Origin of the sequence: Pseudomonas sp. NPDC077408 (assembly GCF_050269105.1) — a bacterium.
In the GTDB taxonomy this organism is placed as follows: Bacteria; Pseudomonadota; Gammaproteobacteria; order Pseudomonadales; family Pseudomonadaceae; genus Stutzerimonas.
Window position 1 is genome coordinate 47,815 of sequence record NZ_JBNNHS010000007.1, and the last position, 13,463, is coordinate 61,277.

The window sequence follows — 13,463 nt, forward strand, 5'->3', positions numbered from 1 at the left end:
CGCAACTGCTACAATCGCCGCCCTTTTTCCTGCTGACCGGAACATCTGATGACCACGCTGCTGGCCCTGGATACCGCCACCGAAGCCTGCTCCGTCGCGCTGCTGCATGACGGTCAGGTGCTGAGCCATTACGAGGTGATTCCGCGGCTGCATGCCCAGCGTCTTCTGCCCATGATCCAGACGCTCCTGAGCGAGGCGGGCATCGCGCTGTCGGCAGTAGACGCCCTGGCATTCGGCCGTGGTCCCGGCGCTTTTACCGGGGTGCGTATTGCCGTTGGTGTGGTGCAGGGCCTGGCGTTCGCCCTGGAGCGGCCGGTGCTGCCAGTCTCGACCCTGGCAACCATCGCCCAGCGCGCTTACCGCGAACAGCGTGCGGAGCAGGTGGCGGTGGCGATCGACGCCCGCATGGACGAGGTCTACTGGGGTTGCTATCGGGCGCAGCAGGGTGAAATGCGGCTGGCCGGCAGCGAAGCGGTGTTGCCACCGGAACAGGTCAGCCTTCCCCGTGGAAGCGAAGGGCAATGGTTCGGTGCGGGTACGGGCTGGGGTTATGGCGCGCGTCTCGCCGTTCAGCCTTCCGCGAGCGACGCTACCCTGCTACCGCATGCTTTGGATCTGCTTACGTTGGCCGGCTTTGCCTGGCAGCGTGGGGAAGCGGTGGAGGCCGATCAGGCCCAGCCGATCTACCTGCGTGATAATGTCGCCACTCCCAAGATCCCTCGGTGACAAGCGGCATTGCCAATTGCGGGTCGGCTCGCTAGAGTCGGCAAACTTGAACAGGTGAATGATGCGCCTTAACGGTCTCGCCCCCTCTGCCTACCCCATTGAACGTCCTGCCCAGCCTGGCAGTGCGCCGGTCCCTTATCGTGAAAGCGAAAGGGCTGCGGAGCAGGCACGCGAGTCCATCGTTACACCGGCTAGCCAAGCCGATGCCACCTACGAACACCTCGCACGACGCAATAAAAGCGAGTCGACTGACTACGGTTCGGTTATCTCCGGTGATTTTATGCCGGCGCGCTTCGAAGCCATGATGGAGCGACCGCTTACCAGCCGCGCCACCCAGGCGCTGCAGAGCTATGGCACCACCGCCAGCTTCACGGCTGACCTCGACGCTCACGAAGTGCTAGGTCTGGATCTCTATGCCTGAGGCGTAGCAGGCTGTTGAAAAACTACCTGCGTTGCCATTGCTGCGTTAAAAACAGGCTCGTGCGCGAGTCCGATCAAAATGCTCATTTACAACTCGTAAAGTCGAGCGCGACTCCGACCGCTTTTCGCCTGTTTTTGCGGGGCCGCCTTCGGTGTTGCACTGGCTGCCTCGCCCACGTTTTTTCAACGGCCTGCTAGTGAACCGCGTTTGAATCTTCCCTATTTTCTCGGCTGCCCCTCCTGGAACGATGCCGCCTGGCGTGGCTCGCTCTACCCGCCGGGCTTGCCCGCCAGTGAATACCTTGCGCGCTATTGCTCCGTATTCAACACGGTCGAGGGTAATACCACGCTTTATGCTTGGCCTTCGGTGCAGAAGATCGAGCGGTGGGCAGCGCTGATGCCAGAAAGTTTTCGCTTCTGCGCCAAACTGCCTCGAGAGATCAGCCAGGCGCCGAACCTGTACGAAGTCGAAGATCTGATCCGGTCGTTCCGCACCTTGTTGGCACCGCTTGGCGCGCGGGTGACGCCATTCTGGCTGCAGTTGCCTGCGTCGTTCGGCCCTGCTCGGCTGGCAGAGCTGGCGCAGCTGATCGAGACGCTAGACAGACCGCTTGCCGTGGAGGTACGCCATAACGCCTTTTTTGCCAAGGGTGAGGAGGAGCGGGCGCTGAATCGGTTAATGCATGAGTGGGGTGTCGAACGAATTTGCATGGACACGCGCGCGCTGTTCAGCTGCCAGTCCAGCGATCCGGCGCTGCTGCATGCCCAGAGCAAGAAGCCACGGCTGCCGGTGCGGCCAGCGGCGTTCAGCGAGTCTCCGCAGCTCCGCTTCGTCGGGCATCCGGCATTGGAAGCCAATGACCGCTTCATGGCGCCTTGGCTAGGTAAGGTCGCGGACTGGATCGAAGCAGGGAAGCGTCCGCACGTTTACTTGCATACCCCAGACAATCGCCTGGCGCCCGAGCTGGCCATGCGCTTCCATGAGCAGCTCAGCGAGCGCCTACCCGGCTTGCCACCGCTGGCCGCGCCGCCCATGCAAACCGAGTCGCAGCTCTCCCTGCTCGGCGCGGCTGGGGAAGGCTGACAGCACAGGCGCAATCGCCAGCGCTGCAACCTTCATGTCCCAACGTTGCCGAAACGGCTATGACATTTGGCCGTTTCTTTCTGCTGCTGCTCGTCGCACTGGCTGGGTTTGCCTACGCGGTGTGGCGCGGGCACGTCGATGTTCCGGCGAAGTGGGACCCCTGGGCACCGCTGGACATCCGCGAGGCGCCGAACCTGCTGACCTCGTTCAAACTGCAGCGCTTGCAGCAGGATCGTGCGCTGTGTGAACAGGCTTTGAAGACGTCCGACTTGGACTATGTGGCCGTGCCCGACAGCACGCCGCAGCCTGGCTGCCCGATCGAGAACGCCGTTCGCGTCAACGGTTCAGCGGTACGCTTCAACGGCGCGTTTCTGGCCACCTGTCCTCTGGCGGCAGCTTATGCGATGTTCGAACGGCATGGTCTGCAGCCTGCGGCCCAGCGGATATTCGGTCAGCCGGTTGCTCGAATCGATCACTTCGGCAGTTTCGCCTGCCGCAATATTGCGCGAAGCAACAGGCGCAGTCAGCACGCCTCGGCCAATGCGCTGGATCTGGCCGGCTTCCGCCTGGAAGACGGCACGCGTATCACCGTTGCGCGCGACTGGAACGGCGATGACGATAAGGCGCGCTTTCTCCGTGAGGTCAAGGCAGCCGCCTGTAATGCGTTCAAGATCACCCTGAGCCCTGAGTACAACGCTGCCCATCACGATCATTTTCATGTGGATATGGGCGGTTTCGGCATGTGCCGCTGAGGCGGCCCGGCGTCGCCTCTGGCAAAATGCGGCGTTTTTCCGATTCCGAGTTTTCCTATGACCGCCTCTTCTCCGTTGGTTCGCGTCGAAGCCCTCGCTCCTCGATTCGCCGAACAGGCTGACGCGTGGGCGATGCGGCTGGGCTTGCCGATGCGAGCGGACGACGCGGAGTTCGCGCTCCAGCTTGGGGAAGACGGTCTGCAGCTGCAGTTGCTCGGGCCGAACGCGCCAGGGCCGGTGCGGGTGGATTTTGTCGAAGGCGGTGCTGCGCACCGTCGGCAGTTCGGCGGGGGCAGCGGGCAGATGATCGCCAAGGCGGTTGGCATCCAGTCCGGCATCCGTCCCAGCATCTTGGACGCGACGGCTGGCCTGGGGCGCGATGCGTTCGTGCTGGCGACATTGGGCTGCGAAATGGTGCTATTCGAGCGGCAGCCGCTGATTGCTGCACTGTTGGAAGACGGTCTGAGGCGTGGTCGCGATGATGTCGAGGTGCGCCCCATCGTTGAACGCATGGGTTTGCAGCAGGGCAACGCCATCGAATTGATGGATCACTGGCAGGGCGAACCGCCGCAGGTCATCTATCTTGATCCAATGTTTCCGCACCGGGAGAAAAGCGCCCTGGTGAAAAAGGAGATGCGGCTGTTCCGGCCTTTTGTTGGTGATGATCTGGATGCGGGCGTGTTGCTCGAACAGGCGCTGGCGCTGGCCAGCCACAGGGTGGTGGTGAAGCGGCCACGCAAGGCGCCGGCCATCGACGGGCGAAATCCGGGCTACAGCCTGGAGGGCAAATCCAGTCGTTACGATATCTATCCAAAGAAGAAGCTGGCACCCGGAAGCTGATTTACGTCTCGTAACGATCCGGTTGCATCAGGCCGGTGATCACAAGCGAAACGCGACTTTCTTGGTCTTGCTTATTACGCGCAATAGTGGCATTCCTAGATCAGGCCGTTTGTGGCTGAACGGTGGTTACCCGATCGCGTAGAAGGAAGAGCATATGCAGATCCAAGTTCATAGCGATAACCACATCGAAGGCAGCGCCCGTCTCGTAGAGTGGGTCAGTGGCAGTGTTGCCGACAAGCTGGATCGATTCGACGATGAAGTCACCCGCGTCGTGGTGCACCTGAACGACGAGAACGGCGTGAAGGCCGGCGCGCAGGACAAGCGCTGCCAGATCGAGGCACGGCCGAAGGGCCAACAACCCGTTTCCGTTACGCACAAAGCAGCCTCGCTTGAGCTGGCGGTCGATGGCGCCATCGACAAGCTTAACAACGCGCTGAGTCACCAGTTCGGTAAGCTGCGCAGCAAGCGCGCCTCAGCGCCGACTCCCCTGGAAGGCGAGACCCTGGAAGTGGAAGGTCGCGACGCCTTGCTGGAAGAAGACTTCCTTGCCGACGAGCAGCTGCGCAGCTCCTGATACCTGACGTCCTTTCGCATCAGGCAGGCATCGCCCCGCGAAGCCTGCCCCCGCTACACCTCGCCATCATCTGTTCTCACAGGACCCTGTCGATCCGATGGCCGGGCCTCTGAGCGTTCGTGCCTGTGCTATACCCCATGGAGCTGCATTGGATGCCGGGCCGTAGCGCGCTCGGGAATATGCGGCAATTGGATGACGAAAAGGGGGATCATCAGGCACGTGGGCGAGCTCCAGCGGCTAACCCGTGCCACCAGCAGGCGAGGTGACACCATGACCATGATGCAGTGTGAATACCGTGACCACGTCATTACCGCGGAGGTAATGGAACATCCCGGCACACCGACCCCTTGGGCCGGCGGATGCCGTATCAGCAATCCCCAGGGGCAGACAACCCGGCGCATGGCGCTTCCGGTTGGGCACGCCTTCATGGCGGAACTCGAACAGGCACAGCGGGCATCCATCGCCCATGGCAAGTGGCTGGTCGATCAGTGCCTCGATCAGGGACGGCAGCTGTTCGACAGGGCTGCCTGACCCTTTCTAACCTGTCGCAGCCCATTGGCTGCGGCGGGTTTTTTGACTCCCTCGTGATCCCTACAAAGCGCTGGCATTGGCTCCTTGCCGGCTTCGGGTTGAACTGTGCGGTGCTCCATCGTCTCTATCTAGAACAAGGATCGCCAGCGAGGCGGTCGAATTTTCTGCATAGCCTGATGGAGCCCGCACATGGAATTACCTAACAAAGACCTCGGCACACTTTTCGAACAGCTCGGCCTGCCGTCGGACCCGGCGAGCATCGATGCGTTCATCGCCAGCCACCGCCCGATTCCCAACCATGTGAAAGTCTCCGAGGCGCCATTCTGGAGCGAAGCGCAGGGCTCCTTTCTCAAGGAGCTGTTGATGGACGACGCTGAATGGGCACCAGTAGTCGATGAACTCAATGTGCGCCTGCACGAGCAGGGCGAAGAATTGCCCTGAGTCAGAACGGGCGGCTCCGCCTGGCCGGTCAGGTCAGGTGGACAACGCCTTGGCGCGCCAGTGAGCCATGGCGCTCTGTATGCCCATCGCGATCGATTGACTAGAATCCGCCTTTCCGCGCGACTACCGCGCAGCCGCTTCACAGGACGGACATGACTTCCCAGCAATTGCTCGATATCGACGCGCGCTATGCCAGCGCCAAAGCCCTTGCCCTCGAGGCCGCTCAGCTTGGCATGGACTTCTACCGCAAGCGCGAGGCACTGACCATCGAACACAAAGGCGACGACCTGCAGGATGTGGTCAGCATTGCCGACAAGCAGATCGAAGCCTTTATCCGCGAGCAACTGACCCAGCTTTTTCCCGAGGACGGGTTCCTGGGAGAAGAAAGCGGTTCGGCCGATCTGGGCGCCCGCTGCGTCTGGGTCATCGACCCGATCGATGGCACTGCCTGCTTCGTCAACGGCCTGCATAACTGGTGCGTGTCGATCGGCCTGCTGATTGACGGTGAGCCGCACCTCGGTGCGATTGCCGACCCCAACCACAATGAACTGTTTCATGGTTGCCTGGGCAAGGGTGCCTTCGTCAATGACACCCCATTGAAAGTTAGCGCGGCGACCCACGTCGGCCAAGGCGTGACCGCGACTGGCACCTTTCATCCACGCGGGAAAGAGCACTTCATTCCGTTCATGGAAAAGCTGTTGGCCGAAGGCGGTATGTTTTTCCGCAATGGCTCCGGCGCCCTGATGACCGCCTATGTGGCAGCGGGGCGGCTGCTTGGTTACTACGAGACCGAGCTGAAAAGCTGGGATTGCATGGCGGGGCTGGTGCTGGTGAAAGAGGCGGGCGGTCGGGTCAACGACTTCTTCCGCAACGACGGGCTGCTGCTTGGCAATCCGTATCTCGTCGCCTGCCCGGGCGTGTATCCACAGTTGGCGGAGATGATCGGGCCATCGCTCGACGATTGAGTGTGCCGTTAGCTGTTCTCGCATTGGCAGCTTGGCTATTGGCGAAACCTGGGGCGTGTGGGCTATCGGTGCTACGAGGTGCCTGGGGCTGTTCGCGAGCAAGCTCGCTCCTACGGGTATGCGCGGTGTTCTTGTAGGAGCCAGCTTGCTGGCGATCCGGGTATGCGGGCTAACGTTGCTACGAGGTGCCTGGGGCTGTTCGCGAGCAAGCTCGCTCCTACGGGTATGCGCGGTGTTCTTGTAGGAGCCAAGCTTGCTGGCGATCCGGCTTTGCGGGCTGACGATGCTACGAGTGCCTGGGGCTGTTCGCGAGCAAGCTCGCGCTCCTACGGGTATGCGCGGTGTTCTTGTAGGAGCCAAGCTTGCTGGCGATCCGGCTTTGCGGGCTGACGATGCTACGAGGTGCCTGGGGCTGTTCGCGAGCAAGCTCGCGCTCCTACGGGTGTGCGTGTGTTCTTGTAGGAGCCAGCTTGCTGGCGATCCGGGTTTGCGGACTGACGATGCTACGAGGTGCCTGGGGCTTGTCGCGAGCAAGCTCGCGCCTACCGGCGTTCGCGGTCTTCTTGTAGGAGCCCAGTTTGCTGGCGATCAGCGCCCGCCGAGTGACCAGCACCCGGCCAGACCCAGACCTTTATCAGGTACGTAGTTCAGGTGGAACGGTGCCGCCATGTTCGGCGAGCTTATGCATCACGGTTCGATGCAGCCAGCTGTTCATCTGGGCCGAATCGCCCATCTTGTCTGACGGGCAGCCCAATTCGGTGGCGAGTTCCTTGCGCGACTCCAGGCTGCTGTCCAGCCCCAACAGCTTGAGCAGATCAACGATGGAGGTGCGCCAGTTCAACGGCTCTGTATGGTTAGCAGCCATTGCGTCGAGCTTTGCTGGAACATCCACAGCACTGGTTGATTGGCCCGTCGAGTGAGCCACCCCTTCAGGGCTTGGCGCCACGCCGGGCGGCGTCGTGGTGGCGTTGTGTGCAGCGGTTGGCCGCTCCGAATCGACCACGGAGTCCGGCGCATGCTGGTTCGGCGTGTTGTTCGGATCGACCGGCTTGTGCGCTTCGTTGCTCACGCCGCCCATGCCGAGTTTGTCTTTGATCGTGTCGAACAGGCCCATTTCAATTCCTCTAGTCATTACGTGGTGATTTTTTGGACCACCATGACAGGTCGAGTATTCGGCGCCGCAGGTCGGGAAGCGCGCTGCTCCGGGCCTTAGCGACCAGAGGTCGCGGCCCGCTGCGTCGTATCGGTTGGTGCTGCGGGCGACGGACCCTCGGTACCGCCGCCCAGCGCGATGTACAGGCTCACCAGGTTCTGAATCTGAGCACGCTTTACCTGGATGAACGCCTGTTCGGCGTCGAACAGGTTGCGCTCTGCATCGAGCACCTGAAGGTAGTTCACCACGCCTTCGGCGTAGCGTTCGCGGGCGAGGTCGGCGATACGGCGCAGCGTGGCGACGTTCTCCGCTTGCGCGGCAACCTGCTCTGCGAGCCAGCGGCGGCCTGCCAGTGCATCGGCTACCTCGCGAAAGGCGGTTTCGATGGCGCTTTCGTACTGCGCCACCGCCGCGTTCTCGCGGGCCTCGGCGACGGTCAGGTTGCCGCGATTGCGGCCAAAGTCGAACAGCGGGAGGTAGAGGCTCGGGCCGATGCTCCAGGTGCGGTTGTCGCGGCTGACCAGGTTGTCCAGCTCATTGGAGATATAGCCGAAGCTGCCGGTCAGCGAGATCTGCGGGAAGAACGCAGCTCTCGCCACGCCGATGTTGGCGCGGGCCGCACGCAGGTCCAGTTCGGCGCCGAGAATGTCCGGGCGTACCAGCAACAGCTCCGAGGGCAGCCCCGCATCCAGGCGCAGTGGTTCGATCTGTTCGTTCAGCGGCAGCGGCGCTGGCAACGGCTGTTGCAGCGGCCCCCCGATCAGCTGGGTGAGGTAGTTGACCTGCTCGGCTCGGACCAGGTGCAGGTTGGCCAACTCGGTCTTGGCCTGGGTCAGCAGCGCCTGTGCCTGGTTCAGATCCAAGGCCGAGGTGATCCCGGCCTCGAAGCGCACGCGGGCAATGCGCAGGCCGTCGCGGCGGCTTTGCAGGGTCGCTTCGGCCAGTTCGATGCGCGCCTCAGCGCCCCGCACAGCGAGGTAGGTCAAGGCCACATCGGCTATCAACGACAGTCGGAAGGCCCGCTGTGCCTCGATGGTCGACAGGTATTGCGCCCGCGCAGCCTCGGTAAGGTTGCGCACCCGTCCCCAGAAATCGAGTTCGAACGCTGAGATACCGAGCCCTACGGAGAATTGCTCAGTGATCTGGCCACTCGATGTTCCCGAGGTCGCACCGCCTGTGGAACCGCGACCGGCACTACCGGTTGGAAAGCGGCCACGGCTGGCATCGGCCGTAGCCGCCAGCGTCGGGTAGCGGTCGGCGCCTTGGACACCGAACTGGCCGCGGGCCTCTTCAATTCGGGCCACGGCGATCTGCAGGTCTCGATTTCGCTGCAGGGCCGTTTCGATGTACAGCTCGAGGCGTGGATCTTCAAGAAACTCGCGCCAGCCGATCTCGTTGGCCAACACCTCGCCGTCCATGGGCTTATAGTCTGCCGGGTAGTGCGCAGCGGTGGGCGAGGGCGGTGGCTCATGGGACGGCGCAAGCTGGCAGCCCGTTAGGGCGCTGATCAGCAGCAAGGGCGCAAACCTAGGCATTGTCTGGCGCCTCCTCGTCATCGGCTGGGTGCGCCTTGTCTTCTGCAGTCGGCGGGCGACGCTTGGTCAGCCAGCGACGTACGGAGAGATAGAACAGCGGGATGTAGAACAGGCCCAGCAGCGTGGCGACGATCATGCCGCCCATGACGCCAGTACCGACCGCGACGCGGCCAGCCGCGCCGGCACCGGTGGACAATACCAGCGGCAGCATGCCGAGGATGAAGGTCAGCGACGTCATCAGGATCGGGCGGAAACGCAGACGCACCGCGTTCATCACGGCATCGGTCAGGCTCTTGCCGTGGCCTTCCTCTTCGATGGCGAACTCGACGATGAGAATTGCGTTTTTGGCCGACAGGCCGATGATGGTCACCAGGCCGACATTGAAATAGACGTCCGCCGGCAGGTCACGAAACATCGCGAACAGCACGGCGCCCAGCGCGCCGAAGGGCACCACCAGCAATACCGCGATGGGCACTGTCCAGCTTTCATAGAGCGCTGCCAATACCATCAGCACCACCAGCAATGACAGCCCCAGCAGCATACCGACCTGCCCGGACGCCTGCTGTTCCTCCAGCGAGGCGCCGGTCCATTCGTAGCTGAATCCGCCGGGCAGCTCGCTCGCCAGTCGTTCCATTTCGGTCATGGCTTCACCGGTGGTCGAACCAGGCGCGGCGCTGCCGGACAAGGTCAGGGCAGGGTAACCGTTGTAGCGCTGCAACTGAGTCGGCCCTTCGGTCCACTCCACGGTGGTAAAGGCGCCGAATGGCACGCTTTCGCCCTCGTCGTTGATCACCTTCAGGTCGAGCACATCCTGAGGCGTCATTCGATAGGGCGCATCTGCCTGCAACAGCACCTGCAGGACGCGACCGTCACGGTTGAAGTCGTTGGCGTAAGCGCTGCCGAAAGCGATCGCCAGTGTCGCGTTGACCTCACTGATCGAAAGACCCAGCGCACGGGCCTTGATACGGTCGATGTTGACCCGCAGGCGCGGAGCGTCGTCAGCACCTTCTGGCCGGACGCTCTGCAACACCGGGCTTTCGCTCGCCTTACCCAGCAACTGGTTGCGTGCATCGAGCAGTGCCTGGTAGCCCAGACCACCGCGGTCCTCGAGCTTGAAGGTGAATCCGCCGGCCACGCCCAGTCCGGGAATCGAGGGCGGGTTTAGGGCGAACACGCGGGCTTCGTTGATCTGCGAGAAACGGCCCATGGCTTCGCGTACCAGTGCCTGGGCAGAGCTGCCCTCTTCGGTGCGTTGCTCCCACGGGATCAGCCGCACGAACGACATCGCATGGGCCTGGCCCTGGCCGAAGAAGCTGAAACCGTAGACCGTAATGGCGTCGTCGACCATCGGATGATCGGCGTAGAACGCCTTGACCTGTTCAATTGCCTCTTCGGTGCGCTCGACCGTCGCGCCGGCGGGGGCCTGGATGACCGTCATCAACGACCCTTGGTCTTCGTCCGGTAGGAAGGCACTGGGCATTCGCAGGTAGAGAAAGGCCGTCAGCGCCAGCAAGCCGACAAAGGCCAGTAGAAACCAGATCGGCCGCGCGAGCATGCCGCCGACCGCATGGTGATAGTGGTCAGTGGTGCGCTCCATCCAGCGGTTGAATGGACCGAAGATACGCTGGCCCAGCCCAGGCTTGCCATCGTCCGGCTGGCTGGGTTTCAGCAACGCTGCGCAGAGCGCGGGTGTCAGCACCAGCGCCAGAACCGTCGAGGTGGCAACGGCAATCGACAGTGTCACGGCAAACTGCCGATAGATGCCGCCGGTCGAGCCCGGGAAAAACGCCAGCGGCACGAACACCGCGATCAACGCCAGGGTGGTGCCGATGATGGGCGCGGTCACCTGCTCCATGGCTTTGACCGTCGCCTGATAGGGCGGCAGCTGCTCTTCGTCCATGATCCGTTTGACGTTCTCCACCACCACGATGGCATCGTCCACGAGGGTGCCGATCGCCAGGACCATGCCGAACAGGCTTAAAAGATTGATCGAGAACCCGGCGATCCACAGGCCGAGGCAGGTACCGGCCAGGGTGATCGGGATGACGATGGTGGGAATGACCGTGGTGCGCCAGTTCTGCAGGAACAGCAGCATGACCAGCACCACCAATGCCATTGCCTGGAGCAGCGTGACGACCACCTGCTGGATCGACGAGGCGATAAAAGGGGTCGAGTCGAACGGTACCGTCCAGGAGACGTCCTCCGGGAAGCCCTCAGCCAGCTCTCGCATTCGCTGTTTGACGGCAGCCGCCGTATCCAGGGCATTGGCACCCGGCGACAGCTGCACGGCCAGGCCCGCTGCCGGCTGGCCGTTGAGTTCGCTGCGTGATGTGTAATTCTGCGCGCCAAGCTCCACCCGTGCGACGTCGCGCAGGCGTATTGCCGAACCGTCCGGGCCGGCTCGCAAGATGATCGAGGCGAACTCTTCCGGGGTGCTGAAGCGACCGCGGGTTTCCAGCGGCGCGTTGATCTCGATGCCCTCGGCCAGCGGCAGGGCGCCTAGTGCACCGCCTGCGGACTGGCTGTTCTGCTCTTGCACCGCGGCCAGCACGTCGGCAGCGGAAAGGCCGAAGCTGGCCAGCCGATCCGGGTTAAGCCAGATCCGCATGGCATAGGCGGTATAGAACTCACGGATGTCACCCACGCCCTGCACGCGGCGCAGCTCGTCGAGGACGCGGGTGGTCGCGAAATGGCCGAGCTCCAGCGTGCTCATGGTGCCGTTTTCGGAGAATAGCGAGATGATCAGCAGGAAATCCTGCGAGGCCTGGAAGACTTGGATGCCCTGCCGGCGGACTTCCTCCGGCAGGCGTTGCTCGACCCGGCTCAGGCGGTTCTGCACCTCCATCTGGGCAATGTCGATGTCGGTGCCGGCCTCGAACGTCAGCTCGATCGACGCACTGCCGTTGGAGCGGCTCGACGAATCCATATAGAGGAAGCCTTCGACGCCATTGAGCTCCTGCTCGATTACCTGGGTGACGTTGGTTTCGAGCACCGATGCGTCTGCGCCGGGGTAGGTCACGCTGATGCGCAGCGTCGGCGGGGCAATACTCGGGTATTGCTCGACGGGCAATGAACGCAGGGCCAACACGCCACCCAGCAGGATGCCCAGTGCAATGACCCAGGCAAAGACCGGACGCCGGATGAAGAACGCCGGCGTCATTGGCTGGACTCGGTCGCCATGGAGGACTCTGGCGCTTCCGGTGGGCCTTCAGGCTGGTAAGGGGTGGTCCGTACCGCAGCACCGCTGCGGACGCTGCCGCCGCCTTCGACGATCACTACTTCGCCTGCCTTCAGCCCCTCACGAATGACCCATTTGCTGCCTTGGAGCTCGCCGAGCTCGATTTCACGCGAGATGACCTTGTCGTCCTCGTCCACAAGCAGCACGCGCGCGGCCTGGTCGTTGACCATGACGGCGCGCTGCGGAATCAGCACGCCATCAGGTCGAATGCCTGCATTGATGCGCCCGCGAACGAACTGGCCGGGCAGGAGCAGCCTGTCCGGGTTGGGGAACTCGGCGCGCAAGGCCACGGTGCCAGTGTTCTCATCAATGCTCATGGCGTAGAAGTTGACGTAGCCGGGATGCAGGTATTCGTGGCCGTTCTCCAGGATCAGCTTGACCTCCACACGGCCACCCTCCGGCAGCTCGAGGGCGCCTGAAGCGAGCTGTGCACGGATCTGCAGGAGATCGGAGCTGGATTGGGCGAAGTTCACATAGACCGGGTCGAATTTCTCCACGGTGGTCAGCAGGGTGCCCTCGCTGGCGCTGACCAGCGCGCCTTCGGTGACCTGCGCGCGCCCGGCCCGGCCTTCGATGGGGGACTCGACTGTGGTGTATTCCAACTCGAGCTCGGCCGATTGCACGTTGGCCTCGGCTTGCGATACGTCCGCTTTGGCGGTGCGCAAGGTGGCCAGAGCGGTGTCGTATTCCTGCTGGCTGATGGCCTGTTTGGCAACCAGGCCTTTGTAGCGTTTCACATCCTGCGCTGCATTCAACGCGGTGGCTTCGGCACGCTCTAGGGCTGCCTTGGCTGCCTTGAGGTTGGCGCGCATCTCTCGTGGGTCGATCTGGAACAGTGGCGTGCCAACCTCGACGTCGGTGCCTTCTTCGTAAAGCCGTTCCTGGATGATGCCGTTGACCCGCGCGCGGATTTCGGCGATGCGAATGGCCTGGACACGCCCTGGAAGCTCGATGATGTTGGGGATCGGCATGGGATCTACCGTGACGACCTCCACTTCGGGCGGTGGCGGTGCGGCTTGCTCGGCTTTTTTGTCGTCGGAGCAGGCCGCCATGAGCAGCGCCGTGGCGCTGATCAGCACAGCGTTTTGCAGTAACTGCCTCATTCAGTCGGACCTTTTGTCTCGTACTGTCTTCGCCGCGGTATAGCGCGCTGACCTACACTCGACCGCGGGTGGCGGGCACGGTTCCGGTTAATCCCCCCGTC

General features: G+C 62.8%; 13 protein-coding genes. 9 read left to right on the forward strand and 4 right to left on the reverse strand.

Annotated features, from left to right (window positions below; genetic code table 11):
• The first annotated feature begins 48 nt into the window (after positions 1-48).
• The 9 genes from tsaB to ACQKEK_RS17235 all read left to right on the forward strand — a co-directional run bounded on the left by tsaB (position 49) and on the right by ACQKEK_RS17235 (position 6,333).
• On the forward strand, positions 49-726 hold the full coding sequence (gene tsaB, locus ACQKEK_RS17195) for a tRNA (adenosine(37)-N6)-threonylcarbamoyltransferase complex dimerization subunit type 1 TsaB (RefSeq protein ID WP_499143942.1): 678 nt from the start codon (positions 49-51) through the stop codon (positions 724-726).
• 58 nt (positions 727-784) lie between these two features.
• Positions 785-1,147 carry a hypothetical protein gene (locus ACQKEK_RS17200; RefSeq protein ID WP_231107995.1) on the forward strand — a complete coding sequence of 121 codons (363 nt, stop codon included), beginning with the start codon at positions 785-787 and terminating at the stop codon, positions 1,145-1,147.
• A gap of 207 nt (positions 1,148-1,354) precedes the next feature.
• The gene (locus ACQKEK_RS17205) at positions 1,355-2,230 is read left to right on the forward strand and encodes a DUF72 domain-containing protein (protein ID WP_499143941.1); all 876 of its coding nucleotides are present in this window, start codon (positions 1,355-1,357) and stop codon (positions 2,228-2,230) included.
• A 59-nt stretch (positions 2,231-2,289) separates the two neighbouring features.
• On the forward strand, positions 2,290-2,982 hold the full coding sequence (locus tag ACQKEK_RS17210) for an extensin-like domain-containing protein (RefSeq protein ID WP_499143940.1): 693 nt from the start codon (positions 2,290-2,292) through the stop codon (positions 2,980-2,982).
• Between the two features lie 57 nt (positions 2,983-3,039).
• Positions 3,040-3,822 carry a class I SAM-dependent methyltransferase gene (locus ACQKEK_RS17215; protein WP_499143939.1) on the forward strand — a complete coding sequence of 261 codons (783 nt, stop codon included), beginning with the start codon at positions 3,040-3,042 and terminating at the stop codon, positions 3,820-3,822.
• Positions 3,823-3,976: 154 nt separating this feature from the next.
• The gene (locus ACQKEK_RS17220; RefSeq protein ID WP_499143938.1) at positions 3,977-4,396 is read left to right on the forward strand and encodes an HPF/RaiA family ribosome-associated protein; all 420 of its coding nucleotides are present in this window, start codon (positions 3,977-3,979) and stop codon (positions 4,394-4,396) included.
• A 270-nt stretch (positions 4,397-4,666) separates the two neighbouring features.
• Entirely contained in the window at positions 4,667-4,927 is a 261-nt protein-coding gene (locus ACQKEK_RS17225; RefSeq protein ID WP_128118994.1) for a hypothetical protein, read from the forward strand.
• A gap of 189 nt (positions 4,928-5,116) precedes the next feature.
• Positions 5,117-5,368, forward strand: coding sequence for a DUF2789 domain-containing protein (locus tag ACQKEK_RS17230; RefSeq protein ID WP_128118995.1), 252 nt, complete (start codon positions 5,117-5,119; stop codon positions 5,366-5,368).
• Positions 5,369-5,520: 152 nt separating this feature from the next.
• On the forward strand, positions 5,521-6,333 hold the full coding sequence (locus tag ACQKEK_RS17235) for an inositol monophosphatase family protein (RefSeq protein ID WP_499143937.1): 813 nt from the start codon (positions 5,521-5,523) through the stop codon (positions 6,331-6,333).
• Positions 6,334-6,967: 634 nt separating this feature from the next.
• On the opposite strand, the gene ACQKEK_RS17240 is transcribed toward ACQKEK_RS17235, so the two are convergent.
• From ACQKEK_RS17240 to ACQKEK_RS17255, 4 genes are all read right to left on the reverse strand, one after another.
• Complete coding sequence (locus ACQKEK_RS17240) at positions 6,968-7,447, reverse strand: DUF3597 domain-containing protein (protein ID WP_499143936.1); 480 nt, start codon at positions 7,445-7,447, stop codon at positions 6,968-6,970.
• A 95-nt stretch (positions 7,448-7,542) separates the two neighbouring features.
• Entirely contained in the window at positions 7,543-9,021 is a 1,479-nt protein-coding gene (locus tag ACQKEK_RS17245) for an efflux transporter outer membrane subunit (protein ID WP_499143935.1), read from the reverse strand.
• Positions 9,014-12,181: a multidrug efflux RND transporter permease subunit gene (locus tag ACQKEK_RS17250; protein ID WP_499143934.1), complete on the reverse strand. Its 3,168-nt coding sequence runs from the start codon at positions 12,179-12,181 to the stop codon at positions 9,014-9,016. The genes ACQKEK_RS17245 and ACQKEK_RS17250 overlap by 8 nt, the downstream gene beginning before the upstream one ends.
• Positions 12,178-13,362 carry an efflux RND transporter periplasmic adaptor subunit gene (locus tag ACQKEK_RS17255; protein WP_499143933.1) on the reverse strand — a complete coding sequence of 395 codons (1,185 nt, stop codon included), beginning with the start codon at positions 13,360-13,362 and terminating at the stop codon, positions 12,178-12,180. The genes ACQKEK_RS17250 and ACQKEK_RS17255 overlap by 4 nt, the downstream gene beginning before the upstream one ends.
• Positions 13,363-13,463 lie beyond the last annotated feature (101 nt).

Excerpts from the sequence above, each read along its gene's own strand:
- ACQKEK_RS17230 (WP_128118995.1), top strand. The coding sequence starts at position 5,117 with ATGGAATTACCTAACAAAGACCTCGGCACACTTTTCGAACAGCTCGGC.
- ACQKEK_RS17225 (WP_128118994.1), top strand. The coding sequence starts at position 4,667 with ATGACCATGATGCAGTGTGAATACCGTGACCACGTCATTACCGCGGAG.
- ACQKEK_RS17220 (WP_499143938.1), top strand. The coding sequence starts at position 3,977 with ATGCAGATCCAAGTTCATAGCGATAACCACATCGAAGGCAGCGCCCGT.
- ACQKEK_RS17245 (WP_499143935.1), bottom strand. The coding sequence starts at position 9,021 with ATGCCTAGGTTTGCGCCCTTGCTGCTGATCAGCGCCCTAACGGGCTGC.
- ACQKEK_RS17200 (WP_231107995.1), top strand. The coding sequence starts at position 785 with ATGATGCGCCTTAACGGTCTCGCCCCCTCTGCCTACCCCATTGAACGT.
- ACQKEK_RS17250 (WP_499143934.1), bottom strand. The coding sequence starts at position 12,181 with ATGACGCCGGCGTTCTTCATCCGGCGTCCGGTCTTTGCCTGGGTCATT.
- tsaB (WP_499143942.1), top strand. The coding sequence starts at position 49 with ATGACCACGCTGCTGGCCCTGGATACCGCCACCGAAGCCTGCTCCGTC.
- ACQKEK_RS17235 (WP_499143937.1), top strand. The coding sequence starts at position 5,521 with ATGACTTCCCAGCAATTGCTCGATATCGACGCGCGCTATGCCAGCGCC.
- ACQKEK_RS17215 (WP_499143939.1), top strand. The coding sequence starts at position 3,040 with ATGACCGCCTCTTCTCCGTTGGTTCGCGTCGAAGCCCTCGCTCCTCGA.
- ACQKEK_RS17240 (WP_499143936.1), bottom strand. The coding sequence starts at position 7,447 with ATGGGCCTGTTCGACACGATCAAAGACAAACTCGGCATGGGCGGCGTG.
- ACQKEK_RS17210 (WP_499143940.1), top strand. The coding sequence starts at position 2,290 with ATGACATTTGGCCGTTTCTTTCTGCTGCTGCTCGTCGCACTGGCTGGG.
- ACQKEK_RS17255 (WP_499143933.1), bottom strand. The coding sequence starts at position 13,362 with ATGAGGCAGTTACTGCAAAACGCTGTGCTGATCAGCGCCACGGCGCTG.